General features: G+C 63.0%; 24 protein-coding genes. 4 read left to right on the top strand and 20 right to left on the bottom strand.

Translation table 11 applies throughout. The annotated features are described in order from the left end of the window. The first annotated feature begins 123 nt into the window (after positions 1–123). On the top strand, positions 124–1,014 hold the full coding sequence (purU, locus tag U5A67_RS18195; RefSeq protein ID WP_321815566.1) for a formyltetrahydrofolate deformylase: 891 nt from the start codon (positions 124–126) through the stop codon (positions 1,012–1,014). A 40-nt stretch (positions 1,015–1,054) separates the two neighbouring features. Here purU and U5A67_RS18190 read toward each other — a convergent pair whose 3' ends face one another. Then, positions 1,055–1,306, bottom strand: a complete 252-nt coding sequence (locus U5A67_RS18190) for a hypothetical protein (RefSeq protein WP_205980762.1) — start codon at positions 1,304–1,306, stop codon at positions 1,055–1,057. 254 nt (positions 1,307–1,560) lie between these two features. Here U5A67_RS18190 and U5A67_RS18185 point away from each other — a divergent pair, with 254 nt between their 5' ends. Next, positions 1,561–2,655 (top strand): GlxA family transcriptional regulator, encoded by a 1,095-nt coding sequence (locus U5A67_RS18185; RefSeq protein WP_321815565.1) that lies wholly within the window; start codon positions 1,561–1,563, stop codon positions 2,653–2,655. Between the two features lie 16 nt (positions 2,656–2,671). Here the strand turns inward: U5A67_RS18185 and U5A67_RS18180 are convergent, their stop codons facing one another. From U5A67_RS18180 to U5A67_RS18120, 13 genes are all read right to left on the bottom strand, one after another. Further along, positions 2,672–3,679, bottom strand: coding sequence for a GlxA family transcriptional regulator (locus U5A67_RS18180; RefSeq protein ID WP_321815720.1), 1,008 nt, complete (start codon positions 3,677–3,679; stop codon positions 2,672–2,674). Between the two features lie 88 nt (positions 3,680–3,767). Then, a complete protein-coding gene (gene choW / locus U5A67_RS18175) occupies positions 3,768–4,664 on the bottom strand; it encodes a choline ABC transporter permease subunit (RefSeq protein ID WP_205980759.1) in 897 nt (298 codons plus the stop codon). Continuing rightward, positions 4,657–5,829, bottom strand: coding sequence for a quaternary amine ABC transporter ATP-binding protein (locus tag U5A67_RS18170; protein ID WP_415767868.1), 1,173 nt, complete (start codon positions 5,827–5,829; stop codon positions 4,657–4,659). The genes choW and U5A67_RS18170 overlap by 8 nt, the downstream gene beginning before the upstream one ends. Before the next feature lie 116 nt (positions 5,830–5,945). Then, complete coding sequence (locus tag U5A67_RS18165; RefSeq protein WP_321815564.1) at positions 5,946–6,803, bottom strand: glycine betaine ABC transporter substrate-binding protein; 858 nt, start codon at positions 6,801–6,803, stop codon at positions 5,946–5,948. Positions 6,804–6,927: 124 nt separating this feature from the next. Continuing rightward, complete coding sequence (locus tag U5A67_RS18160) at positions 6,928–8,067, bottom strand: hybrid-cluster NAD(P)-dependent oxidoreductase (RefSeq protein ID WP_321815563.1); 1,140 nt, start codon at positions 8,065–8,067, stop codon at positions 6,928–6,930. A gap of 1 nt (position 8,068) precedes the next feature. Further along, positions 8,069–9,370 (bottom strand): aromatic ring-hydroxylating dioxygenase subunit alpha, encoded by a 1,302-nt coding sequence (locus tag U5A67_RS18155; RefSeq protein ID WP_321815562.1) that lies wholly within the window; start codon positions 9,368–9,370, stop codon positions 8,069–8,071. Positions 9,371–9,465: 95 nt separating this feature from the next. Beyond that, entirely contained in the window at positions 9,466–10,254 is a 789-nt protein-coding gene (locus tag U5A67_RS18150) for an electron transfer flavoprotein subunit beta/FixA family protein (protein ID WP_321815561.1), read from the bottom strand. Beyond that, positions 10,251–11,420, bottom strand: coding sequence for an electron transfer flavoprotein subunit alpha/FixB family protein (locus tag U5A67_RS18145; protein WP_321815560.1), 1,170 nt, complete (start codon positions 11,418–11,420; stop codon positions 10,251–10,253). The genes U5A67_RS18150 and U5A67_RS18145 overlap by 4 nt, the downstream gene beginning before the upstream one ends. Before the next feature lie 4 nt (positions 11,421–11,424). Next, entirely contained in the window at positions 11,425–13,359 is a 1,935-nt protein-coding gene (locus U5A67_RS18140) for a (Fe-S)-binding protein (RefSeq protein ID WP_321815559.1), read from the bottom strand. A gap of 3 nt (positions 13,360–13,362) precedes the next feature. After that, entirely contained in the window at positions 13,363–15,426 is a 2,064-nt protein-coding gene (locus tag U5A67_RS18135) for an NADH:flavin oxidoreductase (RefSeq protein WP_321815558.1), read from the bottom strand. 132 nt (positions 15,427–15,558) lie between these two features. Beyond that, complete coding sequence (locus tag U5A67_RS18130; protein ID WP_321815557.1) at positions 15,559–16,101, bottom strand: DUF5943 domain-containing protein; 543 nt, start codon at positions 16,099–16,101, stop codon at positions 15,559–15,561. A gap of 49 nt (positions 16,102–16,150) precedes the next feature. Next, positions 16,151–17,122 (bottom strand): dipeptidase, encoded by a 972-nt coding sequence (locus tag U5A67_RS18125; protein WP_321815556.1) that lies wholly within the window; start codon positions 17,120–17,122, stop codon positions 16,151–16,153. Positions 17,123–17,144: 22 nt separating this feature from the next. Beyond that, complete coding sequence (locus U5A67_RS18120; protein WP_321815555.1) at positions 17,145–18,419, bottom strand: serine hydroxymethyltransferase; 1,275 nt, start codon at positions 18,417–18,419, stop codon at positions 17,145–17,147. Positions 18,420–18,438: 19 nt separating this feature from the next. Here U5A67_RS18120 and U5A67_RS18115 point away from each other — a divergent pair, with 19 nt between their 5' ends. Then, positions 18,439–18,684 (top strand): hypothetical protein, encoded by a 246-nt coding sequence (locus tag U5A67_RS18115; RefSeq protein WP_321959731.1) that lies wholly within the window; start codon positions 18,439–18,441, stop codon positions 18,682–18,684. Positions 18,685–18,687: 3 nt separating this feature from the next. Here the strand turns inward: U5A67_RS18115 and U5A67_RS18110 are convergent, their stop codons facing one another. Next, positions 18,688–18,957: a hypothetical protein gene (locus U5A67_RS18110; RefSeq protein ID WP_321815728.1), complete on the bottom strand. Its 270-nt coding sequence runs from the start codon at positions 18,955–18,957 to the stop codon at positions 18,688–18,690. Between U5A67_RS18110 and U5A67_RS18105 the strand changes: the two genes are divergently transcribed. Next, positions 18,896–19,918 carry a GlxA family transcriptional regulator gene (locus U5A67_RS18105; protein WP_321815554.1) on the top strand — a complete coding sequence of 341 codons (1,023 nt, stop codon included), beginning with the start codon at positions 18,896–18,898 and terminating at the stop codon, positions 19,916–19,918. The two genes, U5A67_RS18110 and U5A67_RS18105, sit on opposite strands and share 62 nt — an antisense overlap. An 81-nt stretch (positions 19,919–19,999) precedes the next feature. Here U5A67_RS18105 and fdhA read toward each other — a convergent pair whose 3' ends face one another. Genes fdhA through U5A67_RS18080 form a run of 5 tightly spaced genes read right to left on the bottom strand, consistent with a single transcriptional unit; the run spans position 20,000 to position 25,663 of the window. Then, positions 20,000–21,196 (bottom strand): formaldehyde dehydrogenase, glutathione-independent, encoded by a 1,197-nt coding sequence (gene fdhA / locus U5A67_RS18100; protein ID WP_205980744.1) that lies wholly within the window; start codon positions 21,194–21,196, stop codon positions 20,000–20,002. 55 nt (positions 21,197–21,251) lie between these two features. Then, positions 21,252–21,695 (bottom strand): dihydroneopterin aldolase, encoded by a 444-nt coding sequence (locus tag U5A67_RS18095; protein ID WP_321815553.1) that lies wholly within the window; start codon positions 21,693–21,695, stop codon positions 21,252–21,254. Further along, a complete protein-coding gene (locus U5A67_RS18090) occupies positions 21,692–22,336 on the bottom strand; it encodes a sarcosine oxidase subunit gamma (RefSeq protein ID WP_321815552.1) in 645 nt (214 codons plus the stop codon). Before U5A67_RS18090 ends, U5A67_RS18095 begins: the two co-directional genes overlap by 4 nt. Continuing rightward, on the bottom strand, positions 22,326–25,334 hold the full coding sequence (locus tag U5A67_RS18085) for a sarcosine oxidase subunit alpha family protein (RefSeq protein WP_321815551.1): 3,009 nt from the start codon (positions 25,332–25,334) through the stop codon (positions 22,326–22,328). The genes U5A67_RS18090 and U5A67_RS18085 overlap by 11 nt, the downstream gene beginning before the upstream one ends. Beyond that, the gene (locus U5A67_RS18080; protein ID WP_205980739.1) at positions 25,331–25,663 is read right to left on the bottom strand and encodes a sarcosine oxidase subunit delta; all 333 of its coding nucleotides are present in this window, start codon (positions 25,661–25,663) and stop codon (positions 25,331–25,333) included. The genes U5A67_RS18085 and U5A67_RS18080 overlap by 4 nt, the downstream gene beginning before the upstream one ends. Positions 25,664–25,674: the final 11 nt, after the last annotated feature.

The following is a 25,674-nucleotide window of genomic DNA, read 5'->3' as shown; positions in this document are numbered from 1 at the left end:
ACCGGCAACATAGCGCGAACGTTCTATGCACCGCCCCTGCGGCTCCCGTACCGTGCCAGTCATCCCGCGCAGCTTCGACGCCCTCACCCCGCCGCGCGGCCACGACGACACCAGGAGAACCGCATGTCCGCGCCCGAAGCAAATCACGCCTACGCCCTCACCCTGTCCTGTCCGAGCGCGGCGGGCCAGGTGGCCTCCGTCGCGGGCTTTCTCGACCGCCATCGCTGCTATATCGACGAACTGACCGTTTTCGACGACGCCGAAAGCGCCCGCTTCTTCCTGCGCTGCGTCTTCCACGCGGACGCGCAAAACGGCGCTCAGGATGCCGCAACGAAACTCGACCTCGCCGCCATGCGCGACGACTTCGCGCCCACCGGCCGCAAGCACGGCATGGACTGGGCGATTCACGATCTGCGCCGCCGGCCCAAGGTGCTGCTGCTCGTCTCGAAGCTCGAACATTGCCTGAACGATCTGCTGTTCCGCTGGCGCATGGGCGAACTGGAGATGGAGATCGCGGGCATCGTCTCGAATCACCCGGATTTCGAATCCATCGCGCAGCAGCATCGCCTGCCGTTCCATCATCTGCCCGTGAACGCGCAGACGCGCGACCAGCAGGAAGCGCAGTTGCTGGGTCTGGTCGAGAGCAGCGGCGCGGAACTGGTGGTGCTCGCGCGCTACATGCAGATTCTTTCCGATGCCACGAGCGCAAAACTCGCCGGACGCGCGATCAATATCCACCACTCGTTCCTGCCCGGCTTCAAGGGCGCGCGGCCGTACCATCAGGCGCACGCTCGCGGCGTCAAGCTGATTGGCGCGACCGCGCATTTCGTGACCGCCGATCTCGACGAAGGCCCGATCATCGAACAGGAAGTGCAGCGCGTCGACCATTCCTTTGGCCCGGAGCGGCTGCTGGCGGTGGGGCGCGATCTCGAATGCGTGACGCTCGCGCGCGCGCTCAAGGCGGTGCTGGAGCATCGCGTGTTTATCAACGGTGCGCGGACGGTCGTGCTGTAAGGGCTAAACGGCGCGCCTGCGTACCATTAATTAGCTAACGTTAAACCCCGCGTCTGCGCCGGGCCTCCGCTGCGAGGCCCGCGAGCGTTTCTGCGCTCAAACGTTGCGCGATCCGCTGCACATAGTCGTGATGATGCGCCTGCAAAGGCGCGCTCAGATATTGCGCATGCAGATAGCGCAGCAAGGCAATCCGCCGATGCCCGCGCGCCATGCTCAACTCCAGCAGCGCAAGCGCGGCCTGCGCATCGCCCGAGGCAGCGCGTTCGGAGAGTTCGACGGTCTGTGGGCGCATACTGGCGGGGTAATCGGCTGCGGGCAGGGTTCGATAGCCCGAGCATCGCTCACGCCGGCATCCCGCCGATAGAACGCGCGCGGCATCGAGCAGGAACCGCCGCGCCGCGGTGCGCATTCGCGATGGTAAATGGCGCAAAATGACAAGTGCGCGCGCGCCGGATCGGCGACGCTTGCCCTGCGGGCATCGCCCTTTGCGCCAGAACCCGTGCGCGTACGTTCCGCTTCCCTGAGCCGCTGTATCGACACATGAACATGCACGCCGAACCGCTTCCGCCCGCCGACCAGACCGAGGATCGCATCCGCTTCGGCATCGTGCTGCTGCCGAACTTCACGCTCACCGCCTTCTCGGGCTTCGTGGACATGCTGCGTCTGTCCGCCGACGATGGCGATTACAGCAAACCCGTGCGCTGCTCGTGGCGTATCGTCGGCGAAACGCTCGCGCCGGTGCGCGCGAGTTGCGGCATCCAGATCGCGCCGTGGGAAACCTTTGCGGATGCCGGTGAATTCGATTACGTCGTCGTGGTGGGCGGTCTGCTGCATTCCGGCCCGCAGGCGAACGAGGAAACGCTGCGCTTCATCCGCAACGCGGCACGCGGCGGCGCCACGCTGGTGGGCATCTGCACGGGCGCATTCACGCTGATGCGCGCGGGCGTGCTCGACGAGCATCGCGTCTGCGTGAGCTGGTTCCACTACTGGGATTTCATCGAGCGCTTTCCAAACGTCAACGCCGATATGCTGGTCGCCGATCGCCTGTTCGTGATCGACCGCCGCCGTATTACCTGTTCGGGCGGGCGCGCGTCGATCGACGTGGCGGCCGCCATTTTGCTGCGCCACTTCGATCACGCAACCGTGCAGAAAGCCTTGCGCATCCTGCTGGTGGGCGAAATGCAGAAAGGCAACGCGCCGCAGCCGCATCCGCCCGGGCTCGATCCGGCGACGCATCCCAAGGTCAAGCGCGCGATCCTGCTGATGGAGCAGCATGTGGGGCGCAACGTGCCGCTCGAAGAACTGGCGTGCAAACTCAATCTTTCTCCGCGTCAGCTCGAACGGCTATTCAAGGCCGAAACCGGCAAGAGCCCGCGCGCGTTCGCCAATGGCCTGCGCCTGCGCACGGCGGCGTGGCTGCTGACCAGTTCGGATCGAACCGTCGCCGATATCGCATCGAGCTGCGGTTTTTCCGATGCCTCGCATCTGGGCCGCGAATTCCGCAAACAGTTTGGCGTGCCGCCGATGATGTTCCGCGAGCAGCGCAGCGGCCAGGAAGACGCGCGCCTCGAATCGTTCGACGACTTCATGCGCAACGGCGCGGCCGTTGAGCAAACGCCGCTGGAAGTCGATCACGATTGAGTCATCTGGCGAGTCTTCAAGCGCGCCCGGCCCGCCGCTCGGAACTGGGCGCATGACCGAACTGCACGCGATACGCCTTGCTGAAATGGCAAGGCGAATTGAAGCCGCAATGCGTGGTGATATGCGCAACCGACATATCGGTCGTGCGCAGCAATTCACGCGCGCGTTTGAGCCGCAGCGTCAGATAATAATGCGCTGGCGAGATATTCAAATACGCCTTGAACATGCGCTGCAAATGCCGTTGCGAAAGCCGCACGAGGCGCGCCAGTTCTTCCAGCGAAAGCGGCTCTTTCACATTCGCTTCCATCAGGCGCACCACTTCCACCAGTTCCGCACGAGAAAAACCCACGCGCGCATCGACGGGGATCGGCTGTAGATCGCTGGCGCTGCGAATACGTTCGAGAATGAATTGCTCGGAGACTTTCGCGGCCAGCGGCGGCCCCAATCGCGCGCTCACGAGATCGAGCATCAGATCGAGCGGCGCGGTGCCGCCCGTGCAGGTCAACCGGTCGCGATCGACCACGAAGAGTTCATCGGCGAAACGCACGCGCGGAAACTCCTCGTGCAGCGCCGAAAGACTTTCCCAGTGCACCGCACAACGATAACCGTCGAGTAGCCCGCTCGACATCAGCGCATACGCACCCGTGCAGATACCGCCCAGCGGCTTGCCGCTGCGCGCGATCTTCACCAGCGCTGCGCGCACGCGTTCATCGACGACATCGCGAATGCGAATGCCGCCGCAGACAATCAGCACATCGGGCAAATTGTCCACGTCGAGCGCTTGTGTCGGCCGCACGGTAATGCCATTGCTCGCACGCGCAGGCTGGCCGTCGAGCGAGAAAATCGACCAGCGATAATGCTCGCCATTGCCGACGTAATTGGCCATGCGCAACACTTCCACCGCGCTCGAAAACGCGATCATCGAGAAGTGCGGCAAAGTAAGGAAACCGAAATGCCTGAAAGACGATGCTTGCGACGATGCCGGGATAAGAGAGGGTTCCGCCTCGGCGATGTCGTGGGCCATGCCCGCAGCCATGTCGATAGTCACATTGCGCTCCCTGAGCAGGAAACGGTTCGAGCGCGCCGGGCCGGCGCGCCCCACTACGGATCGATCAAGCCTCGGCCGGCACCGCACGCACGCGGAACACCTGCTTGAGGCCCGAGAACAGCGGCGCTTTGGCGGCGCCGGGCGCGCGCCCGAAACTCTCGGTGATGCGGTCCAGAATGATCGCCAGCAGCACGACCGACAGACCGCTTTCGAAACCCAGGCCGATATCGAGGCGCTGGATACTCGCGAGCACATCGTTACCCAGACCGCCCGCGCCCACCATCGACGCGATAATCACCATCGACAGCGCCATCATGATGGTCTGGTTCACGCCCTGCATGATCGACGGCAGTGCATTGGGAAACTGCACCTTGTAGAGCAGTTGCCACGGCGTGCAGCCGAATGCCTGCCCCGCTTCCACGATCTCGCGGTTGACATGGCGAATCCCCAGGCTCGTGAGGCGCACAGCGGGCGGCATGGCGAAGATCACCGTGGACAGAATGCCCGGCACGCGGCCCAGACCGAACAGCATCGCGGCCGGAATCAGGTAGACGAAGGCGGGCATGGTCTGCATGAGGTCGAGAATCGGCCGCACGACGGTTTGCACGACCTTGCTTTTCGCGGTCCAGATGCCCAGCGGCACGCCCAGCACGAGGCTGATCAGCGTCGATGACAGCGTCAGCGCGAGCGTGACGACGGTTTGATCCCAGAAGCCCGTGGCGTAGATCAGCAGCAGCGAAGCCAGCGCGAATGCGGCGAAACGCCAGCCCACGCGCCACAGACCGCCGAGCACGAAGATCGCCATCAGCATCGGCATGGGAATGCCTTGCAGACCTTGTTCGATGAGTTTTGCGAAGCTCTCGATGGCCCGGCCAATGGTGTCGAAGGTATTGGCGTCGTGGTCGAGCAGATAGTGAACCGACTGGTCCACCCAGCGGCCAAGCGGAATGATCTCAGACATGGTGGTGACTCCCGTTGCGCATCATGACCTTGAGGACGGCCGCCTGGTCGATCGAACCGCAGAAGCGGCCTTCTTCGTCGACCACCGGCAGGGCCACCGGATTCGCGCATACGCGCGACACGACCTGTTCGAGCGGCGCGCCGCGCGAGATGCATTCGATCTTCTTGACCTGCGGTTTGGCCACGCCAATCGCGTCGCGCGTAACGAAGCCGCTGATCCGGCGTTCGGCGTCCAGCACGAAGGCGTAATCGGCGCTGCCGTTGAGCGAGGCCGCCACGCTGGTGGCGTCGAGCGAGTGCACGAGCGGCACGCGCTCGGCCTGCATCAGATCGCCCGCGGTGAGGTAGCGGCTGGTGTCCACGCCATCGAAGAAAGCGCGCACGTAGTCATCGGCAGGATGACTGATGATCTCGCGCGGTGTGCCGATCTGCACGATACGCCCGCCTTCCATGATGGCGATGCGGCTGCCGATACGCAGCGCCTCTTCCAGATCGTGCGAAACGAACATGATGGTGCGGCGCTGCTCCTTCTGCAGTTGCAGCAGCACGTTCTGCATTTCCTTGCGCTTGAGCGGGTCGAGTGCGGAAAACGCTTCGTCCATGATCATCAGCGAAGGATTCACGGCCAGCGCACGCGCAAGGCCCACGCGCTGCTGCATGCCGCCGGAGAGTTCGGCGGGCAGCTTGTGTGCGAAGGCCGCAAGGCCCACCTGCTCCAGCACGTCGAGCGCGCGCTTCTCGCGCTCCTTGCGGCTCACGCCCGCCACTTCCAGACCGAACGCCGCGTTGGACAGCACGGTGCGCTGCGGCATCAGCGCGAAGGACTGGAACACCATGCTCATGTCGGTGCGGCGCAGCGACACCAGTTCCGATTTACGCACCGCCGCAATGTCGCGGCCATCGATCACCACGCGGCCCGCCGTGGGTTCGACCAGCCGGTTGATGAGACGGATCAGCGTGGATTTGCCGGAGCCGGACAGCCCCATCAGCACGAAAATCTCGCCTTCGTGGACTTCGAAACTCGCATTGTTGACGCCCAGAACATAACCGGTCTGGCGAAACAGGTCGTCCTTGGTCGCACCGCGCGCCAGCATCTCGCGCGCGAGCTTGGGATTGGGCCCGAACACCTTGCAGAGTCCGTCGACCACGATCTTGGGGGATTTCATGGAGTCCATCTCCTCGTGATGCAGGCGCCGGCCCGCACTGTGTCTGAACAGCCATGCCGGCGCAGCGCGCAGCGACACGTTTCGGATGCCTGATTGAATGACCTTGACGCGCGGCCTTATTGCGTCGATGCCACCCAGTCCTGCACGCGTTCGCCGTGCGCGGCAATCCAGCTATCCGCGGCGGCTTCAGGCTTGGTGCCGTTCTGGATCGCCAGCATCACGCTGTCGATCTCGCCCGGCTTCCATTGAAACTTCTTGAGGAACGCAATCACCGGCGGCGCCTTGGTTTTCAGCCCCGGATTCACGACGCTGTCCACGTGCTCGGCGGCGCCGAAGACATTCTTGGGATCGTCGAGAAAGCGCAGCTTGTACTTGGCGAACATCCAGTGCGGCGTCCAGCCCGTGACGATCACCGGCTTGTTGGCATTGACCGAGCGCGCCAGTTCCGCCGTCATGCCGCTGCCCGAACTGGGCATAACCGAATAGTTCAGACCATATTGCTTGATCGCCTGATCGGTCTTGGCCATCACGCCCGCACCAGCGTCGATACCCACGATGCGTCCCGCGAACGCCGGCTTCTGCGCATTGAGATCGTCGATACTTTTGGCGGTGACGTATTGCGGCACCACGAGGCCGATTTTCGCGCCCGGGAAGTTGGTGCCCAGATCGACCACCTTGCCCTTGAACTGATCCCAGTACGCGCCCTGCGTGACCGGCAGCCAGGCGGAGAGCGTAGCGTCCAGATCGCCGCGCGCCACGCCCTGCCACATGATGCCGGCGGCCACCGGCACGAGTTCGACCTGATAGCCGAGGCGTTTTTCGATGATGCGCGCCGCCACGTTCGAGGTCGCCACGCTGTCGTCCCAACCTTCGACGTAGCCGATTTTCAGCGTCGGCTTGCTGTCCGCGAGCGCTGCCGCGCTCAAGGCCACCGACACCACACCCATGCCCAACAATTTCGCAAGCAGCTTCACGGCAGTCTCCTGAGTTCCGGGCGATGAGCGCCCCACACCTCCAGATTCACCCGTCACAAATGGTCGATACCGTTGTTTTCCGACGCGATCTTGTCCAGCCGCGACGTGGTGCGCATAAGCCGATTTATTTATCGACGACGAGGTCCGAGCGCGGCGTGCTGCAGCACAGCAGCACCATGCCCTGATCGATTTCCCGCTGGCGAATCCCGCCGTTGTGCTTCATCTCCACCTCACCGGAGACGAGCTTGACCTTGCAGGTGCCGCACATACCCTGAGTGCACGACGCGGGCAGACGCACGCCCGCTTCGCGCGCCGCCGCCAGCACCGGCTGATGCGAACCGCAACTGATCTCGCGCTGGCTCTTGGCGAACGTCACCTTGAAGGTGGAGGTTTCATTGGCTGCATTGCTCTTTTCCTCTGGCGCACTCAACGGCACATCGTTGTCCGCCAGCGTCTCGAACGAAAAACTCTCTTCGTGATAGCGCTCGCGTGCGAAGCCCGCTTCGGCGAGCAGATCGCGTACGGCCTTCATATAAGGCGCGGGACCGCAGGTGAAGATTTCGCGCTCCATGAAATCCGGCGCGATCAGCTTGAGCAAGGGCAGCGTGAGAAAGCCCGTGACGCCCGCCCAATGCGTGCGCGCGCCCACGCGCTCGCACACGAAAGAAGTACGGAAACTCGTATGGCTCGCGGCGATCAATTCGAGTTCGCGCGCGAAGATCACATCGTCGGGCGTGCGGGCGCTGTGCACGAATACGATGTCGCGATCTTCGGCCAGATCGTGATACGCGCGACTCATCGACATCAAGGGCGTAATGCCCGATCCCGCCGACAGAAACAGATATTTGGGCGCGGCGTGGCGCGCGCAGGTGAATTCGCCCGCCGGGCCGAGGACGCGTATCGACGCGCCGGGCATGAGGTTACCGTGCAGCCAGTTCGAGACCTTGCCGCCGGGCACGCGTTTGACGGTAATCGAAATCGTATGCGGCCGCGCGGGCGACGATGAAACCGTATAGCAGCGATTCACCGCTTCGCCGTCGATATCCAGTTCGAGCGTCACGAACTGGCCGGGCTCGAACGAGAACGTGCGGCCTTGCGGCGAGCGCAGGAAAAAACTCTTTACGTCATGCGTTTCCTGCCGCACATGACAGCACTCCAGCGTTTCCTCGACATCGCTCGTCCACTTCTCCGGCAACGCACCCCAGAACGCCGGGCGCGTCACGCGGCTATCCGCGGGATCGAATTGGGCCGCATCTCGCATCATGTCAGACTCCGCTTTCCACGCGCAGGGGAATGGTCCGCTTGCGCTCGAGCGCCGCGGCAAGACGGCCCACATACCAGGCCGAGAATTTTTCGACAAGCCCTTCCGTAAAGGGCGAATACGGACCCGGCTCGTACGCGCTGCTGGCCGCGCCGCTTTGCGAATATTCCACCAGCGTGCGGTCCTGGTTATTGGTTGCGTTCCAGACCGCCGTGAGATTCGCCACGTCGTAATCGATCCCTTCGCGCGCGTCCTGATGCACGAGCCAGCGCGTGCGCACCAGCGTTTCGCCAGCCGAAAGCGGAATCACCGAGAACGACACAATATGGTCGCTCATGAAGTGATGCCAGGAATTCGGCTGCGTCCAGAACGAGAGGCCGCCCAGATCGGCGTTGCGGAATTCGCCAAGCAGTTTCTTCGAGGCCACCTTGGCGTCGAGCGTCTGCGATTCGCCGCTACGGTCGAGCGGCAGGCGCTGCGTGCGAAAGCCGGTCACGTCCAGCAGTTTTTCGATTTCGACCGAAGGCAGGTCGAGTTTTTCCCACTGCTGCGCGCGCTCTTCGCAGGTGCGCTCGAAAGCGTCCATGCCTTCCGCGTTGGCGGGCGAACGTTGATAGCCGAAGCCGTATTCGTAGAGCGAAATCGTCAGTTCGGGATGGTTCGCAACGCAGTGATAGCACTCGCGATTGTTCTCCATCACCAGCTTCCAGTTGCCCTTTTCGATGATGTCGACCTGCGCCGCCACCTTGCAACCGGCCAGATCGTGCGGCAGCAGATACGGCTCCATGGCGGCGCGCATGAGATCGAAATCGGCGGGCGGTTCGTCGGCGAGACAGACAAAGATCAGGCCTGCCAGGTTTTGGACATGGACGCTTTTGAGGCTGTGTTTGCAGCGGTCGAACTGCTCGCCCATGTGTTCGGCGAACATCAGATCGCCATTCAGGTTATAGGTCCAGCTATGGTACGGACAGACGATATTGCCCACCGTGCCCTTTTCCTCGTTGCACAGACGCGCGCCGCGATGGCGGCAGACGTTGTGAAACGCGCGCACCTGCATGTCGTCGTCGCGCACGATCAGGATCGAGTCTTTACCGAGCTCCACCGTCACATAGTCGCCCGGCTCGGGAAGCTCCGGCTCGACGGCCACCTGAATCCAGTGTTCCCTGAAAATCGCCTGCATATCGAGCGCGAAAATCTCCTCGCTCAGATAAAAAGGGGCTTCGAGGCTGTAACCCGCCTTGCGCCGCTCCACCAGCGCGCGCGCCTGCGCCACTGCATTTGCCGATACTTCTGCCGATACGTTCATCGTGTGCTCCGGATTCTTCGTCCTGGGTGCGTGTCTGTCTTGCTTTGGATCTGCTTCTTGATCTGCTTCGGCCGGGCGGCTGGCGCCCGCTGAAATCAGTAATCGATGAGTTGATGCTCGCGCAAATACGCAAGGATCACTTGTGCTTTTTCGACCGAACTCCCCGCATTTACGACGTTCCCGCCACGGCTTTCCGTGGTGGTCGCGCCCAGCATGCGGGCGTGGCCCGAGCGGCGTTCGGCAGCGGCGAATTTCACCGGCTTGCGCGTGACGGGGCCGGATTGCCAGGCGGCGGCATCGGCGTTGGGAACGCGTGCGCCCGCGCTGGCACGCTGCACCGAACCGGCGCGCAGACGCGCGTAGGCGTAAGCGGGCTGCACCTCGGCGAGCGGATGCACGGCCACCACGGCTGGCAGCGCGGCCTCCACGCGGCGGCGCAGACCTTTGGGCAGGAACTGGCGCACGCGCGCATTGCCGTCCTCGACTTCGAGATCGACCGCCGCGCCCACCAGCGCGCGGCCCAGCAGCGCCGCCACGCGGTACGGCAGCATGCCGCTGTCGTACGCGCCTTCCGCACGCGTGCCGGTCAGCACGAGATTGTGATCGCGCACGCGCGCGGCGAGCGCCTGGGCGGCGTCGTCTTCCGGCGTGCACGGCAGCACGTCCACCTGCGGCGCGCCCAGCGCGAGATAGTCGGGCAAGGCCGGATCGGCCGGGTCCCCCGCGTGGATCACATCGAGTTGCGCGCCGTGGCGCTGCGCAAGCTTGCGGCCGAGTTCGAGCGCGGCCGCGTCGTTGCGGCTATAGCGCGGCGTGCCGCTCACGGGATGACGCCCCGTCGAAACCAGCACGGCGATACGTTGCAGTTTTACCTTGGCGTTCATGCGGCCACTCCTGCGGGCTTGCGTTCTTCGGTCTCGACTTCGCCGCGTGCACGCGCCGCGCGGGCGGACTGCACCTGCGCGATCAAGGCGGCGATGGTCGCCTGCGCATCGCCCACCACGGTGAGATTCGCGCGTTTGGCGATGGGCGCGCTGGCGTCCGTATTCACGGCAATCACGTGGCGGCAGTCCTTGATACCCTGCAAATGCTGCACGGCGCCGGAAATGCCGAAGGCGATATAGACGCTCGCTTCCACGGTCTTGCCGGTCGCACCCACCTGCTTGTCGCGCGCGAAATGGCCGTTATCGACCGCGACGCGGCTCGCGCCGATCGCCGCGCCGAATACCCCCGCGAGTTTCTCGAACGCCGCCACATCGCTCACGCCGTTACCCGCCGAGACGATGAAATCGGCCTCTTCCAGCGCGACCTGCGCCGCGTCGATCTCCTCCAGACCGAGATCGCGATATGCCTGCGCAATCGCACTGGCCGGACGAATGAAATCGCCCGCCAGCCGCTCGCCAGCGCCCACGAACGGCAGCTTCGCTTCCACCGCATTGGGCGCGTGCAACATCACCTCGGGCAATGCGCGCGTGGCGAAAGCGCGTTTGGCCTGCTCATAAACGCCCACATGCTGCGCGTCGATTTCCACCACATGCGTGGCCACGCTGGCGCCGGCCGCCGCCGCATAGCGACGGCCCAGATCGCCATCGCCGGTTGCGTTGTCGGGCAGCAGCACGTGTCTGGGCGCCAGCGCCGCCGCGCAAGCCTGCAGCGCGCGCAATTCGCTTTCGGGCGCAAAGGCCCGGCGCTCGAAACCCGGCAATTCGATCAGCTTGTCCACGCCGAGCGCAGCCACATCGTCCTTCACTTCGCCGAAAGCGAGCAGCGCGACTTCGGTTTGCGCATCGGCGAGCAAGGCCGCGGCGGCAATCGTCTGACAAGCGTGATCGTCTAGCGCGCCGCGTTCGCTATGCGCAACCACCAGCAGCACGTGCTTGCGCTCGCGCACTTCGCGGCGCGGCTTCGCCGCCGTTGCGCCGTGGCCGTGCGAGGCGCGTTGCAAGGCGTTCAGGTCGGCGCTACCGGCTTCGCCCAGGGTGATGCGCCGCAGCCCATCGACGGTAATGATGAAAGGCCGGCGCGGATCGATTCGTTTGATGGCGTTCATCGGCTCACTCCAGCGCGGCGGCGACGAGTTCGGCCACGTCGAGGACTTCGGGGCGCGGGCCCACGACGCCTTCGAGCATCGCCGTGCAATTGGGACAGCCGACCGCTACGACGTCTGCGCCCACGGCGCGCGCGTCGGCGATACGGATATCGGGAATGCGCTGCTTGCCGGGGATATCGGTCAGCGGCGCGCCGCCTCCGCCGCCGCAGCAGCGTCCGCGCATGCCGTTGCGCTCCATCTCCACCACGCGAATACCGATGCTCTTGAGCAGCTTGCGCGGCGCTTCGGTTTCGCCGTTGTAGCGGCCCAGATAGCAGGGATCGTGATACGTCGTGCGCTTCTCGCGCAGCGCTTCGAGCGCTTTCGGCGCGATCCGGCCTTTATCGGCAAGCTCGGCGAGCAGCGTGGTGTGATGCAGCACGTCGTAGCGCGCGCCAAGTGCGCGATATTCGTTGCGCAGGCTGTGCATGACGTGCGGATCGGCGGTGACGATGCGGCCGAATTGCAGCGTGCCGAGCGTGCCCATCATCTGCTGCGCCATCTGGCGGAAGGTCGCTTCGTCGCCCAGACGGCGGGCCACGTCGCCCGTATCGCTTTCGGTCGCGCCCAGCACGGCGTAATCGACGCCCGCCTTGTTGAGCACCTTGACGAGCGCGCGCAGCGTGCGCTGATAACGCATGTCGAAGGCGCCTTCACCGGCCACCAGCAGGATATCGACCGGCTTGCCGGGCTGCGCGACGGGCGCATCCAGATCGACGGACCAGTCGTAACGCGCGGCCATGTCGTGCCCGCCCATCGTGCCGGTCTCGCGCAGATTGGCGAGCACTTCCGGGCCCTTGCCGGGCACGCTGCCGTGCACGAGCGTCTGGTTGCGGCGCATATCGACGATAGCGTCCACGTGCTCGATCAGCATCGGGCACTCCTGCACGCAGGCGCGGCAGGTGGTGCAGGACCACAGCGTCTGCGCCTCGATCAGACCGGCGACGATCGGGCCATCGGGCTGACCGCTGTGACGGCCGACGGGAATGCCCGGCGTCGGGCTGCCCGCGTAGGCGGAATCCGTGCCGCCCGCCATGCCCGTGACCAGATCCTGAATCAGCTTCTTGGGATTGAGCGGCTGGCCCGCCGCGAAGGCCGGGCACGCGGCTTCGCACTTGCCGCACTGCACGCAGGCGTCGAAGCTTAGCAACTGGTTCCAGCGGAATTCCACCGGCCTGGCGACGCCGTATTCCTGCTGCTCGATGTCGGGCAGCTTGAGCGCCGTGGGCGGCGTGGCGCGGCCTTCGCCGGTCCAGTCGGTGCGATTCGCAGAAAAACGCTCCTGGCGCGGATGAAACGCCAGATGCAGCAAACCGGCGACCGCGTGCTTCATCGGCCCGCCCTGCGCCGCGCCGAAGGTCATGGTGTAAGCGCCGATCACGATCAGCAGCGCGCAGATCAGCGCAAACGCGCCCGACATCGCGCCCGCAGGCACCGCCGTGTACAGGGCAATGCCCAGCGCGAACGCGCCCAGCATCCACGGCAGCGTATTCCACGGCCCGCGCGACAGACGTGCGGGCACCTGCTTCGCATGACGGCGACGCCACACGAACACCGCGCCCACCAGCATCGCCAGCGCGGCCAGCAGAATCAGCTTGTCGAGCCAGGGCGAATAGATCGCGAGACCGTAGTTGACGAACACCAGCACGAGCGCGCCAATCGCGCCGCCCGCGGTGGCCACGTGCGTCTTCGCGATATACGGGTCACGTGCCACCACATGATGCAGATCGACGAAATAACGCTTCGGGATACTGAACAGATTGCCGACACCGAATTTCCCGTAAGCGCTGGGCGCCACTGCACGCCCGAGACGCCAGTAAGCGGCGCGCTTCGCGACAGCGAACGCAAGGCCCGCCATCGAAAGCCACAGCAACGCGGTGATGAGGTAGGCAGGCTTCATGGCTCAGAAGTCCTTGACGAGACGCAGCGCATCGTAGATCGCGCCGTGAATGTTGTGCATGGAAATGCAGTCGCCCACACGGAACAGCAGGAAGCGGCCATTGCCGAGTTCTTCGGACAGGCACGGCTGCGGTTCGGCCGCAAAGAGCTTGTGCACATCCACCTGACCGCGATTGAGCGATTCCGGCTTGAGCTTCCAGTACAGCGCGTCGTTGGGCGTGCTGCCGTTCTCGATCACCACCTGATCGACGGCGCGCTCTTCCTGCTCCTCCGTGTACTCGTTACGCAGCACGGCGATTTTCTTGCCGTCTTCCTCGTACACGCGGTCGAGCCAGTAGTTCGGCGTGTGAATCACGCCCTGCGCGTAAAGGCGGCGATAGAAAATCGGGAAGGTCGTGCCGCCCACGTCGTCGGCCACTTTCACGTCGGGCGTGACGATCTCCGCATTCGAGCCGCGGCTCGAGATGAAATCGGCGACACCCGCGCCTGCATGCGTGCTCACGCCGTCGTAGATCAGCACGTTCTGCTTCGGCTCCACGCGACCCGAAAGAATGTCCCACGAACTCACGGCGAGGCCATCTTCCACGCCCCATGCCGGCACCTGTTGCGTGAAACTCGACCCTCCGGTTGCGAGCACAACGATATCGGGTTGCTCAGCGAAGATCATCGCTTCATCGGCGGCCACACCCAGACGGCGATCCACGCCCAGGCGTTTCGTTTCCATATCGAACCAGCGCACGATGCCGGCCATCTGCTCGCGCTGCGGCGCCTTCGCGGCCAGCAGGATCTGCCCGCCTACCGCATCGCCCTTTTCGAACAGCACGACATCGTGGCCACGCAGCCGCGCCACGCGCGCCGCTTCCAGCCCGGCGGGGCCCGCGCCCACCACCACGACCTTGCGCTTCGGACCACGCGTGCGCGCAATCACATGCGGCATGGTGGCTTCGCGCGAAGTCGCCGCGTTCTGCACGCACAGCACGTCGTGGCCGTTGTACTGGCGGTCGATACAGTAATTCGCGCCCACGCACTGCTTGATTTCGTCTTCGCGGCCGTCGCGGATCTTGATGACCATATGCGGGTCGGCAATCTGCGCGCGCGTCATGCCCACCAGATCGACCATGCCGCTTGCCAGCAGACGCTCGGCTTGGCCCGCATCGCGAATGCTTTGCGCGTGCATCACCGGCAGTTTCACCACCGACTTGATACCGGCTGCGAGATGCACGAAAGGCTCGGGCGGCAACGCCATCGGCGGCATGCAGTTGGCGAGCGTGTTGTGCGTATCCGCCCCCGAACCAATCACGCCGAGATAATCGATCAGACCGGTTTCGGACATCGCCTGGGCAATCTCTTTCAACTGTTCGTGATCGAGACCGTCTTCGTGGAATTCGTCGCCGCACATGCGCAGGCCCACGCAGAAGTCCTTGCCCACGGCTTCGCGCACGGCCTGCAGCACTTCGACGCCAAAACGCAGACGGTTTTCGAGCGAGCCGCCCCATTCGTCGGTGCGGAAGTTGGTGCGTGGGCTCCAGAACTGGTCGATCAAATGCTGGTGCGCCGCCGAAATCTCGATGCCGTCCATGCCCGCGTCCTGCACGCGTTTCGCGGCCGTCGCGAAGTCGCCGATAATGCGGCGGATTTCCTCGACCTCGATAATCTTGGCATTGCCGCGGTGCACCGGTTCGCGAATGCCCGAAGGCGACATCAGATGCGGCCAGTGTTCGCCATGAAACGCCGAACGGCGGCCCATATGCGTGGCCTGAATCATGATCTTCGCGCCATGGCGATGCATGGCTTCGGCCAGCCGCGAAAGCGGATCGACAATACGGTCGGTCGAAAGATTCACCGACTTCCACCAGCCTTGCGGGCTGTCGATCGACACCGGGCTGGAGCCGCCGCAGATGGCGAGACCCACGCCGCCCTTGGCCTTCTCCTCGTAATAGCGGATATAGCGGTCGCCTGGCAGGCCGCCCGGCTCCGCGTAGACCTCGGCATGGGCGGTGCTGACGATGCGGTTGCGCAGCGTGAGCTGGTTGAGCGTCAGGGGCTTGAACAGATTGGGATAACGCATCGCGGACGACCTCAGGTGTTCAGTTGTATTGCGAGCTTATTGTTGCGAATTTGTTGCTGCGGCCAGGCTTTTTTAATTTGGCATGCTTATCGATTCGCATGCCGTGTTCTTCTCAGGTTCTGCGCAGGCGTCTCAGGCCGTGAGCGGCGACACTTCGAACACGCAATGCGCGTGGCCTTCGGCGGCGCAACGCACTTCGCGCGACTGCGCGCGCGGTGCGCTCTTGCCGCCCGACACCGTGTCGTTGACCCAGTCCATCGCGCCCGCAAACCAGCCGGCGAACATATAGCAAAGCTTTTCGTCCGTGCCGTGCTTGTCCGGTTGCGCCAGCACGAAGGACGAATTACGCAGTTCGATGCGCGCGCGGGCGCTGGCCGGATCGGCTTCGACAATCTTGAAGAGACCCCAGCCACGCTGCGAAAGACGATTCAGATAGTGCTCGAAAACCGCCATGCCTTCGATGCCGTGTATTTCGGCTTCCTTCGCGCACCAGTGATACGCCGATTTATAACCGGCCTTGTAAAGAATCTCCGCATAGGCATCGCGGCCCAGCGCTTCTTCCACGGCAGTGTGGTTATTGGTAAAGAAGTGACGCGGCACGTAGAGCATCGGCAGCGCGTCGGTGGTCCAGACGCCGGTTTCCGGGTTCACGTCGATGGGCAGTTGCGGTTGCATCGTGTTTTCCTGATCGTGGGGTTTTTAAAGGCTTGAAAAGCGCGGTGCTTCAGACGTTCCAGACTTCGCCGAACACGCGCAGCCAGTTTTCGCCCATCACCTTCCTGATACGCGATTCGCTCCAGCCTGCCCGCTCCATCGCCGCAGTCAGATTCGGAAATTCGCCGATGGTGCGAATGCCTTCCGGATTCACCACCTTGCCGAAATTCGTCAGACGGCGATAACGGCCCTTGTCGTGCGTGATCCAGTCGAAGAATTCGGTCGTATAACCTTGCGTAAAGTCCGTGCCGATCCCCACGCGGTCCTCGCCAATCAGATCGACCACATATTCGATTGCTTCCAGATAATCCTCGACGGTGGCGTCTGCGCCGCGCTTGAGGAACGGCGCGAACATCGTCACGCCCACGAAACCATTGGCGTCCGCGATTTCCTTCAGTTGTTCGTCGCTCTTGTTGCGCGGATGCTCCTTGAGACCCGAGGGGCAGCAATGCGAATATGTGACCGGCTTTTTCGACGCCGCAATCGCATCCGACGAAGTCTTGCCGCCCACGTGCGAGAGATCGACCATGATGCCCACGCGGTTCATTTCCTGAATCACTTCGCGGCCATAACCGGAAAGACCGCCGTCCGCCTCATAACAACCCGTGCCCACCAGGTTCTGCGTGTTGTAGCAAAGCTGCACCACATTCACGCCCAGTTCCTTGAACACCTCGATATAACCAAGGTTGTCCTCGAAGGCATACGAATTCTGGAAGCCGAAAATAATGCCGGTCTTGTTTTCTTTTTTCGCACGCAGAATGTCGTCGGTCGTGCGCACGAGCGTGAGGATCTCGCTGTATTCGCGGATCTGCTGCTTCATCTCGGCGATGTTATCGACCGTCTTCTGGAAATCTTCCCAGACCGACACCGTGCAATTGACGGCGGTGACGCCGCCCTTGCGCATGTCCTCGAACACGGAGCGCTCGAACTTCGAAATATTCAGGCCGTCGATGATGATGCTGTTGTCGTGCAGGGTGCTCATCGTGGTTATGCTCCGTGGGGTCTCAATAGATGGGAAAGCGTTCGCAGAGCGCGAAAATCTCGCGGCGCACGCGTTGTTCGACGGCCGGGTCGCCTTCGGGATGCGCCCGCAGCGCGTCGAAGACGTCCAGAATCAGCGCGCCGATCTGGCGGAATTCCGCCACGCCGAAACCGCGCGTCGTGCCCGCCGGCGTACCCAGGCGAATGCCCGACGTCACCGTAGGCTTTTCCGTGTCGAAAGGAATACCGTTCTTGTTGCAGGTAATGCCGGCGCGCTCGAGCGCCTGCTCGACCTGGGTGCCCTTCAGACCCTTGGGACGCAGATCGACCAGCAGCAGATGGTTATCCGTGCCGCCCGTGACCAGATCGACGCCACCGGCCTTCAGCACCTCGCCCAGCGCGGCCGCATTAGCCAGCACGTTGTCGATATAGGTTTTGAAACTCGGGTCGAGCGCTTCGCCGAAAGCCACCGCCTTGCCGGCGATCACGTGCATGAGCGGGCCGCCCTGCAGGCCGGGAAACACGGCGGAGTTGATCTTCTTTGCGATGTCTTCGTCGTTGGTCAGCACCACGCCGCCGCGCGGGCCGCGCAAGGTCTTGTGCGTGGTCGACGTCACCACATGCGCGTGCTCGACCGGGTTCGCATGACGGCCCGCCGCGATGATGCCGGCAATATGCGCCATGTCCACCATCAGCTTCGCGCCCACGCTATCGGCAATCGCACGAAAACGTGCGAAGTCCAGTTCACGCGGATAGGCAGAAAAACCGGCGATGATCAGACTGGGCTTGTGCTGCCCGGCCAGTTCGGCGACCTGCTCGTAATCGATACGCAGGGTGTCGCGATTCACGCCGTATTGCACCGCGTTGAACCATTTGCCCGAGAGCGCCGGCTTCGCGCCGTGCGTGAGGTGACCGCCCGCGTCCAGCGACATGCCGAGTACCGTATCGCCCGGTTTGGCCAGCGCCAGCATGACCGCGCCATTGGCCTGTGCGCCGGAATGGGGCTGCACGTTGGCGAAGCCTGCACCAAAAAGCTGCTTCAAACGGTCGATCGCGAGCGTTTCGATTTCGTCGGCGAATTCGCAGCCGCCGTAATAACGCTTGCCCGGATAACCTTCGGCATATTTATTGGTGAGCACCGAGCCCTGCGCTTCCAGCACCGCGCGCGACACGATGTTTTCCGAGGCGATCATTTCCACCTGCGACTGCTGGCGTTCGAGTTCTTTCAGGAGGCTGTTGCGCACCGCGGAATCGCGCTGGGCGAGCGGTTGCGAAAAGAAAGCTTGCGAGTTCGACATAGGGCATCCATGACGATAAATGGGGGTGGGCGGCCCGGCGCTGCTTTGCTACACAACCGTGGCTTCCGACGGCTCTATTCTTGTCTCTCGGCTTTTTGATCGATATCCGATTTCAGACGCGTTCTTTTCCTTTTCCGCCATCAACGTCCGTTTTTCACAAGTCGTGGTGAATCGGCGGGTCTCCGTCACACCGCTGCAAATTCTTTCTGATCCGAATAAATTTCTCGTACACTCGAAACGGCCATTCCCCGATGCGTTCCGTTGATGTTCAGCGTGCTTTACCGGCTGTCTGGTTGATGCGCTTCATGCGCGCCGGATAGCACGACCGTTTCCTCAGGGGAAAAGACCGAAGCTCGTTGTAAGGAGGTTGGCGCATCAGGGTTTTGCCGCATGGCAGACCGATGGTGCCCGACTCCAGAATGCCGTAGCCTGGTCGCGCCCCGAGCGTCGCCATCGAATAAAAGGAATGGTTCCCCATGTCTCCCGAGCGCACCGCGTCGCTAGCGCATTTCGCGTTCATGCCGTTGCCGAACTTCACGATGATCGCCTTTACTAACGCGATCGAAGTCCTTCGCATGGCTAATTACCTGAGCGGGCAGCCGCTTTATCGCTGGTCCATCATCAGCCCCGAAGGCGGCACGGTCACGTCCAGTAGCGGTATTGGCTTCGATACGGGCCCGGCCGAATGCGCCGGACAGCCCGATATTGTGTTTGTCTGCGGCGGCATCGACGTGCAGCACGTCACCTCGGCCGCGCATCTGAATACGCTGCGCCGTTTCGCGCGCATGGGCGTGGCGCTCGGCAGCCTGTGTACGGGCACCTATGCGCTCGCCAAATCGGGTCTGCTGGCAGGCTATGCCTGCGCGATCCATTGGGAAAACATGTCGGCGCTAAAGGAAGAGTTTCCTTCTACGCGCTTTCTCAAGGAACTGTTCGTAATCGACCGCGATCGCGTGACCTGCACGGGCGGGGTTGCACCGCTCGATATGATGCTGCACCTCATCACGCCGCGCGTGGGCACCTCGCGCGTCACGCAGATCGCCGAGCAATTCGTGGTCGAGCATATTCGCGACACCAGCGCGCAGCAACGCATGCCGCTGGTTGCACGGCTGGGTTCGGCGAATAAATCGCTGTTCGAAGTCATTTCGCTCATGGAGAGCAATATCGAAGAGCCGCTTTCGCGCGAAGAACTGGCGCGGCTCGCGAATATGTCGCAACGCCAGTTGCAACGGCTTTTTCACGAGCACCTGGGCATGACGCCCACGCACTATTACCTCACGCTGCGTCTGCGCCGCGCGCGAGAGCTGCTGTTGCAGACCGATATGTCGATCATGCAGATCACCATGGCCTGCGGTTTCCAGTCGGCGTGCCATTTCAGCAAGAGTTATCGCGACGCGTTTGGTATCGCGCCTACTGGCGAGCGCCGCAAACGCGTTGCGCCGATGGCGGGCGTAGACGCACCATTGCGGCATTTACCGGCAATTCCCGTACACGCCTGAAAAAATCAGCTTAAAAGAATCAAACGCCAAAAGGCAGCCCATTCAAGGGCTGCCTTTTTTATTTAACGCGGCAAGTTTTAATTACGCCGCCAGCATCCCGTGCGGATCGATAACAAACTTGCGCGGCGCGCCGCCATCGAACTTCTTGTAGCCCTCGGGCGCTTCTTCCAGCGAAATCACCGATACATTGACGATCTTCGCAATCGGCAGACGGTCGAACAGAATCGCCTGCATGAGGTTGCGGTTGTACTTGAGCACCGGCGTCTGCCCGGTATGGAACGTATGCGATTTCGCCCAGCCCAGGCCAAAGCGAATGCTCAGACTGCCGTGACGGGCCGCCACATCGGTTGCACCCGGATCATCGGTCACGTACAAGCCAGGAATGCCGATCATGCCCGCAGGCCGCGTGATTTCCATCAGCGAATTGAGCACCGTGGCGGGCGCTTCTTCGGCATGACCCGACGCGCCATGACCGTGCGCTTCGAAACCCACGCAATCGACCGCGCAATCGATCTCCGGCTTGCCGAGAATCTGCTCGATCTGCTCGCCGAGCGTGGCGTCTTTCGAAAGATCGACGACTTCGAAACCCATCGCCTTGGCATGCGCGAGACGTTCCGCATTGATATCGCCGACGATCGTGCAAGCCGCGCCCAACAAACGTGCCGAAGCAGCCGCCGCCATCCCGACCGGCCCCGCGCCCGCGATATACACCGTCGAACCCGGCTTCACGCCTGCCGTTACCGCGCCGTGATAACCCGTGGGCAAAATATCCGATAGACAGGTGAGATCGCGAATCTTCGCCATCGCCTGATCGCGATCCGGGAATTTAAGCAGATTGAAATCGGCGTAAGGCACCAGAACATATTGCGCCTGGCCGCCAATCCAGCCGCCCATATCCACATAACCATACGCACCGCCCGCACGCGAAGGATTCACGTTCAGGCACACGCCCGTATGTTGCTCGCGGCACATCGCGCAACGTCCGCACGCCACGTTAAAGGGCACGGAAACCAGATCGCCGATCTTGAGCGTTTCCACGTCGCGGCCCACTTCGACCACTTCGCCGGTAATCTCGTGCCCAAGCACGAGACCAACCGGCGCCGTCGTGCGCCCGCGCACCATATGCTGGTCCGAACCGCAGATATTGGTGCTGACCACTTTGAGCACCACGCCATGACCGATCGAACGTCCGGACGGATCGACCATCTTCGGGTAGTCGATATTCTGGACTTCGACTTTGCCCGGTCCGAGATACACCACGCCTCGATTGCTACTCATCGTTGCTGTCTCCTGTGTGATGGGCTTTTTGCCTCGGTTGACACAGCGCTACGGCTTACATCGCAGCGCTCCATGCAAGAAAATCGGCCCGCGTCCATTCGAGCGCAACACCCACGCGCCGCGTGCCGGGGCGAATCTTCGGTTTGTGAACGGCGAGCGTGAGCGTCTGCAACGCGGGCCATTCGCGAAACGACAGCGCCGCAAGGTCGGCCACCAGGGTTTCGAGCAGCCGCGTATGCGGTTTCTGTGCGAGCCATTCGCTCACGCGCGTGCACCAGCCGTCGTAATCGATCCATTCGCCGGACTCATCCGGCGCGCAGCCGTAGCCCAGTTGCGCATCGATCACGACCGGCTGCGGCGCTTCATGCTCGTACGCGTGGATGCCCACGCGCACCGGCACGCTCAGCGCTTCGACAAACACGCTCCAGCCGCGGCCCCTCCCGGCCGCCAGCGTGTGAGGCGAAAGCGCCTGCACGATGCCTTCATCGACGATCTTCATGACATCAGCGGCGCAGCGGCGTCGAGCAGAATACGGCAGAAGTAATCGGCGAAACTGCGCCGCACGACCACTTCATAACGATCCGCGCCGATGGGAATCAGCACGATCGACGCCTTGAAAAAGAAGCTCTGCGCGCACTGGCCTTCCTTGAACACGCCCGGATGCAGATCGAGCGGACAACCGCGCGCGAGCACGTCGCGCACACGCGTGCCGGTCAATTCCACGGTCGTAAAGCCGCTGCCGACGTCCACCGCCGCCGCCCACGCGCCGCTGTCCGCATTCAACGCTTCGGCCAGTTTCGCTTCGAGCACGCCGGCTTCCACGGCAGCGGTCGAGCGCACGAGCCATTCGTCGGGGCCGAGCCAGAGCACGTCGTAATCGGCGCCTGCGGAGCGCGTATTCGGCTGCAACGGCAGGCGGCAACCCACGACCTCTGCAAAGGCACGGGTGAACGCAGCATCGCCGGGTTCGCCGCGCACATTGACCAGATCGCGGAACGGCAGCTCGCGCATGGCGAAGGCCTTGGACGGGCGTGCTGCGTGTTGCTTCATGACATCATCCGCGCCGACGAACGGCGATTCCAGCCACACTGCCGCGACGCATTCCGCGAGGGGCATCGGTTCTCTCGTTTCATTCAACATGCTGACGCACCCCTTCCGTGTCATAGAAAATCGGGCTGGCGATGGTCGCGCTCACGCGACGGCCATCCGCCATCGGCACCACAACCTTTTCGCCCATCTTGCCGAGACCACCCTTCACCACCGCCAGCGCAATCGAGCGCTTGAGAATCGGGCTGTAATAGCTGGACGTCACGTGGCCGATCATCGGCATCGTGCCGTCCGTGCCGGCGCGCGATTCCGGCGCAACGATCTGGCCGCCTTCGGGCAATACGTATTGCGCGTCTTCGGTGAGCAGGCCAACGAACTGCTTGCGGCCTTCCTTCGCCGTATCGGAGCGCGACAGCGAACGCTTGCCGAGAAAGTCCTTGGTCTGCGAAACCAGCCCGCCCATGCCCAGATCGAACGGCGTCACCGATCCATCGGTGTCCTGACCGACGATGATGTAGCCCTTCTCCGCACGCAGCACGTGCATCGTTTCCGTGCCGTACGGCGTGATGTCGAATTCCGCACCAGCGGCCATCAATGCTTCCCAGACCGCGCGGCCCGCGTTGGCCGGCACGTTCACTTCATAAGCGAGTTCGCCCGAGAAGCTGATGCGCATGACGCGCGCCTTCGCGCCCGCCACCGTGCCGTTGCGATACGACATGAACGGGAACGCCGCGTTGGCGAAATCGATATCGGCGCAGACTTTTTCCAGCACCTTGCGGCTCTTCGGGCCGACCACGGCGAAGGTCGCCCAATGGTCGGTCACGGAAGACAGACGCACCTTCATATCGGGCCATTCGGTTTGCAGCCAGCGTTCGAGCCACGTGAGCACGCGCGCCGCGCCGCCCGTCGTGGTCGTCATCATGTAGTGCTGCGGCCCGAGGCGCACGGTCACGCCGTCGTCGAACACCATGCCGTTTTCATCGAGCATCAGGCCATAGCGGCACTTGCCCACTTCGAGCTTGAGCCACGGATTCGTATAGACCCAGTTGAGCAGCTTCGCAGCATCCGGGCCCTGAATATCGATCTTGCCGAGCGTCGAGGCATCGAGAATCCCCACGCTATTGCGCACCGCGAGGCATTCGCGCGCCACCGCTGCATGCAGATCTTCGCCCTTCTTCGGGAAGTACCAGGGACGCTTCCAGTTGCCCACGTCTTCGAACAATGCGCCGTTTTCCACGTGCCATTCGTGCACGCAGGTCTTGCGGATCGGGTCGAGCAGATCGCCCAGTTCGCGGCCCGCGAAAGTGCCGAAGGTCACCGGCGTGTAGTTCGGGCGGAACGTCGTGGTGCCGGTTTCCGGAATCGTCTTGCCGAGCGCATTGGCAAGAATGGCCATGCCGTTGATATTGCCGAGCTTGCCCTGATCGGTGCCGAAGCCCATCGCCGTATAACGCTTGACGTGCTCGATCGATTCGAAACCTTCGCGCGCCGCCAGCAGAATATCGGCGGCCGCCACGTCGTTCTGGAAATCGACGAATTGCTTCGGCCCGCGTGCCGCGGCCGCGTGGCTGCCTACGAGCCAGAGCGGTTGCATCGGCGCTTCGGCGTGATCGGCGACCTTCGGCATCTCTGGGCGCTTCACGGCGAAGCCCAGCGATTGCGTAGCGTCCACGCCCGCATCGATGGCCTGCGTGAGACCGCGTGCGAGACTGAATTCGCCCACTGCCGCGCCCGCGCTCACTTCGGGCTGCACGCGCTTGCCGGGAATAAAGCACGCCTTCGCGTCGCTCCAGGCCGCCTTGCCGCCCGATTGCGCGAACAGATGCAGCACCGGATTAAAGCCGCCCGACATCGCCACCAGATCGCAGGGAAGATCGGCCTGCTTCGCGCCGGTCTGGCCTTTATTCCAGGCGACCACTTCAACGGCGTTCACGCGCGTCTTGCCACGCGCACTCATGATTGCCGCGTTATTCATGATCTTCACGCCCTGGCGGCGCGCGGCGGATTGCCATTCGCTCGCGCCCTGGCCACGCGGATCGACCACGGTGACCGCTGCGCCGCATGCCTTGAGATCGAGCGCACAGCGATAGCCCGCATCGTTGTTCGCGAACACCACCACATTGCGGCCGGGCAGCACGCCATAGCGATGGATATACGTCGATACCGCCGATGCCAGCATCACGCCCGGCAGATCGTTATTGCCGAATACGATCGGACGCTCGTGCGCGCCGGTCGCCAGAATCACGCGCTTCGCACGCACCTTCCACAGCAACTCGCGCGTGCCCTGACGCGTGGACACGGGCAGATGCTCGGTCAAACGCTGCGTAATCGTGACGAGATTGTGGTCCTGATAACCAAAGGCCGTGCTGCGCGACAGAATCTGCACATCGGGCAATGCCGCCAGTTCGGCCTCGATTTTTTCGATCCAGTGAATGGCGGGACGACCGTCGATTTCGATCTTGCCTGCGAGCAGACTGCCGCCCAGTTCGCGCTGATCGTCGACGAGAATCACGCGCGCGCCGCTGCGCCCCGCCGTCAACGCGGCCAGCAAACCCACCGGACCGCCACCGACCACGAGCACATCGCAATGCGCGAAGCACTTGTCGTAGCGATCCGCGTCGAGCACTTCGGGCGCCTTGCCCAGACCCGCGGCCTCGCGAATCTTCTCTTCATATTTCGGCCAGAATTTACGCGGCCACATGAAGGTCTTGTAATAGAAACCGGCCGGCATGAAACGCGAGAACTTCTGGTTCACGGCCATGCGGTCGTTTTCCAGATTCGGCACGGCATTCACGCTGTTGGCAACGAGGCCCTGATACAACTCGATTTCCGTGGCGCGCGCATTCGGCACCGTATATGCGCCGCTTTCCAGTTGCACGACTGCATTCGGTTCGGCCACATCGGCCGTAACGATGCCGCGCGGACGGTGATATTTAAAACTGCGCGCGACAAAATGCACGTCGTTGGCGAGCAATGCCGATGCCAGCGTGTCGCCCTGATAGCCCTGATACGTGCGTCCGTTGAACGTAAAGCTCAAGGGAATCGCGCGATTGATGCGCCCGCCGGCGCCCAGACGATTCTTCTGGCTCATGCCTTGCTCCCTTGCGTGCCCGTATTGCTCTGGTTCGTGTTCTGGCTTTCGTTCGTGTTGACAGCGCCGCCCGTGCGGAACTTCTCGTAGCCGTGAATCTGGTAAGTGACCGTATCGCGCGTGGCCATGAACCAGCGGCGGCAACCCTGCGCATGCAGCCATTGCTCCTTGTGCACGCCACGCGGGTTATGGCGCATGAACAGGTAATCGCCCCATTCTTTATCAGTGAGTTTTTCGGTCTCCAGCGGGCGCGCGATTTCCGCCTCGCCACCACAGGTAAATTCCGCTTCGGCACGCGGACCGCACCACGGACATTCGATCAGCAACATAGCGTGTACTC

The organism is Paraburkholderia sp. J69-1 (genome assembly GCF_905220255.1).
Classification (GTDB): Bacteria; Pseudomonadota; Gammaproteobacteria; order Burkholderiales; family Burkholderiaceae; genus Paraburkholderia.
The sequence above is the reverse complement of the archived record's forward strand: the minus strand, read 5'-3'. Positions and strand labels throughout refer to the sequence as shown.

Coding starts and splice junctions, on each gene's coding strand:
- purU (WP_321815566.1), top strand. CDS start 124: ATGTCCGCGCCCGAAGCAAATCACGCCTACGCCCTCACCCTGTCCTGT.
- U5A67_RS18190 (WP_205980762.1), bottom strand. CDS start 1,306: ATGCGCCCACAGACCGTCGAACTCTCCGAACGCGCTGCCTCGGGCGAT.
- U5A67_RS18185 (WP_321815565.1), top strand. CDS start 1,561: ATGCACGCCGAACCGCTTCCGCCCGCCGACCAGACCGAGGATCGCATC.
- U5A67_RS18180 (WP_321815720.1), bottom strand. CDS start 3,679: ATGGCCCACGACATCGCCGAGGCGGAACCCTCTCTTATCCCGGCATCG.
- choW (WP_205980759.1), bottom strand. CDS start 4,664: ATGTCTGAGATCATTCCGCTTGGCCGCTGGGTGGACCAGTCGGTTCAC.
- U5A67_RS18170 (WP_415767868.1), bottom strand. CDS start 5,829: ATGAAATCCCCCAAGATCGTGGTCGACGGACTCTGCAAGGTGTTCGGG.
- U5A67_RS18160 (WP_321815563.1), bottom strand. CDS start 8,067: ATGATGCGAGATGCGGCCCAATTCGATCCCGCGGATAGCCGCGTGACG.
- U5A67_RS18155 (WP_321815562.1), bottom strand. CDS start 9,370: ATGAACGTATCGGCAGAAGTATCGGCAAATGCAGTGGCGCAGGCGCGC.
- U5A67_RS18150 (WP_321815561.1), bottom strand. CDS start 10,254: ATGAACGCCAAGGTAAAACTGCAACGTATCGCCGTGCTGGTTTCGACG.
- U5A67_RS18145 (WP_321815560.1), bottom strand. CDS start 11,420: ATGAACGCCATCAAACGAATCGATCCGCGCCGGCCTTTCATCATTACC.
- U5A67_RS18140 (WP_321815559.1), bottom strand. CDS start 13,359: ATGAAGCCTGCCTACCTCATCACCGCGTTGCTGTGGCTTTCGATGGCG.
- U5A67_RS18135 (WP_321815558.1), bottom strand. CDS start 15,426: ATGCGTTATCCCAATCTGTTCAAGCCCCTGACGCTCAACCAGCTCACG.
- U5A67_RS18130 (WP_321815557.1), bottom strand. CDS start 16,101: ATGCAACCGCAACTGCCCATCGACGTGAACCCGGAAACCGGCGTCTGG.
- U5A67_RS18125 (WP_321815556.1), bottom strand. CDS start 17,122: ATGAGCACCCTGCACGACAACAGCATCATCATCGACGGCCTGAATATT.
- U5A67_RS18120 (WP_321815555.1), bottom strand. CDS start 18,419: ATGTCGAACTCGCAAGCTTTCTTTTCGCAACCGCTCGCCCAGCGCGAT.
- U5A67_RS18115 (WP_321959731.1), top strand. CDS start 18,439: ATGGGGGTGGGCGGCCCGGCGCTGCTTTGCTACACAACCGTGGCTTCC.
- U5A67_RS18105 (WP_321815554.1), top strand. CDS start 18,896: ATGTCTCCCGAGCGCACCGCGTCGCTAGCGCATTTCGCGTTCATGCCG.
- fdhA (WP_205980744.1), bottom strand. CDS start 21,196: ATGAGTAGCAATCGAGGCGTGGTGTATCTCGGACCGGGCAAAGTCGAA.
- U5A67_RS18095 (WP_321815553.1), bottom strand. CDS start 21,695: ATGAAGATCGTCGATGAAGGCATCGTGCAGGCGCTTTCGCCTCACACG.
- U5A67_RS18090 (WP_321815552.1), bottom strand. CDS start 22,336: ATGTTGAATGAAACGAGAGAACCGATGCCCCTCGCGGAATGCGTCGCG.
- U5A67_RS18085 (WP_321815551.1), bottom strand. CDS start 25,334: ATGAGCCAGAAGAATCGTCTGGGCGCCGGCGGGCGCATCAATCGCGCG.
- U5A67_RS18080 (WP_205980739.1), bottom strand. CDS start 25,663: ATGTTGCTGATCGAATGTCCGTGGTGCGGTCCGCGTGCCGAAGCGGAA.